The organism is Kitasatospora sp. MBT63 (genome assembly GCF_000710465.2).
Classification (GTDB): domain Bacteria; phylum Actinomycetota; class Actinomycetes; order Streptomycetales; family Streptomycetaceae; genus Kitasatospora.
Map to the genome: position 1 here is coordinate 1 of NZ_JAIZ01000809.1, position 1,751 is coordinate 1,751.

A 1,751-nucleotide genomic window follows, 5' to 3' on the forward strand; every position below is an offset into this window, starting at 1 on the left:
CCCGCCCACCCCGACCGGCTCGCCTACGTGATGTACACCTCCGGCTCCACCGGGGTGCCCAAGGGCGTCGCCGTCACCCACCGCGACGTCGCCGTGCTGGCCGCCGACCGCTGCTGGCGCACCGGCAACCAGCAGCGGGTCCTGCTGCACTCGCCGTACTCCTTCGACACCTCGCAGTACGAGCTGTGGGTGCCGCTGCTGTCCGGCGGGACGGTGGTGGTCGCACCGCCCGGCGACCTCGACACCGCCGCGCTGCGCGACGCCCTGGTGGGCGGCCGGGTGACCGGCACGTGGCTCACCTCCGGGCTGTTCAACCTGCTCGCCGAGGAGGACCCCGGCTGCTTCCGCGGCGTGCGCGAGGTGTGGACCGGCGGCGACGTGGTCTCGCCCGCGGCCGTCACCCGGGTCCTCACCGCCTCCCCGGACACCCTGGTCGTCGACGGCTACGGCCCCACCGAGGCCACCACCTTCGCCACCCACCACTTCATGCGCGCACCGTGGCAGCAGGAGACCACCGTCGCGATCGGCACCCCCCTCGACAACACCACCTGCCACGTCCTGGACGCGGGCCTGCGCCCGGTGCCGCCGGGCGTCGCCGGTGAGCTGTACATCGGCGGCCACCGCCTCGCCCGCGGCTACCTCGGCCGGCCGGACGCCACCGCCGAACGCTTCGTCGCCGACCCGTACGGCCCGCCCGGCGCCCGGATGTACCGCACCGGCGACCTGGTCCGGCGCCGCACCGACGGCGTGCTGGAGTTCCTCGGCCGCGGCGACCACCAGGTCAAGGTGCGCGGCTTCCGGATCGAGCTCGGCGAGATCGAGTCGGTGCTCGGCCGCCACCCGGCCGTCGCGCAGAACGCCGTCCTGGTCCGCGAGGACCGCCCCGGCGAGAAGCGGGTCACCGCCTACGTGGTCGCCCAGCCGGGCGCCGCCGCCGACCCCGGCGAGCTGCGCCGGCACGTGGCCGCCGCGCTGCCCGACTACATGGTCCCGGCCGCCGTCGTCCTGCTGGAGCAGCTGCCGCTGACCCCGAACGGCAAGCTCGACCGCCGGCAACTGCCCGTCCCCGCGTACGAATCCGCGGACGCGCACCGCGCCCCCGCCTCACCCCGCGAGGAACTGCTGGCCGGCCTGTTCGGCGGGATCCTCGGCGTGCAGCGGCCCGGCACCGACGACAGCTTCTTCGACCTCGGCGGCGACAGCATCATGGCCATCCAACTGGTCGGCCGGGCCCGCCGGGCCGGACTGCTGCTCTCCCCGGCGCAGGTCTTCGAGCACCGGACGGTCGCGGCGCTGGCCGCCGTCGCCCGCGAGGCCGACGACCGGGGAGCCGGCGAGGACGGCGGTGCCGCCGACGGCCAGGCCTGGGGCGAGGTCCCGCTCACCCCGATCATGCACTGGCTGCGCGGACGCGGCGGCCCCGTCGAGGCGTTCAGCCAGTCCCTGGTGGTCCCGGTGCCGCCCGCGCTCGGCGAGGCGCGGCTCGCCGCCGCGCTGCGCGCCGTCGCCGACCAGCACGACGTCCTGCGGGCGGGCTTCACGACCGGCCCGGACGGCGCCTGGCGGATGACCATCGCCCCGCCCGGCGGCGCCGCCACGGCCGGCTGGGTCGACCGGGTCGACGCCACCGGCCTCGACGAGGCCGCGCTGCGCGACCTCACCACGGCCGAGGCGGCACGGGCCCGCGCCCGGCTCGACCCGTGGACCGGCGCCCTGGGCCGGGCGGTGTGGCTCGACCGGGGCCCCGACCC

Annotated in this window: 1 protein-coding gene; it reads left to right on the forward strand. The window is 77.2% G+C overall.

The window, feature by feature from the left end; all coding sequences use genetic code 11:
• The coding region (locus tag AA75_RS42615) for an amino acid adenylation domain-containing protein (protein ID WP_149038701.1) at positions 1–1,751 on the forward strand (1,751 nt) is incomplete at both ends.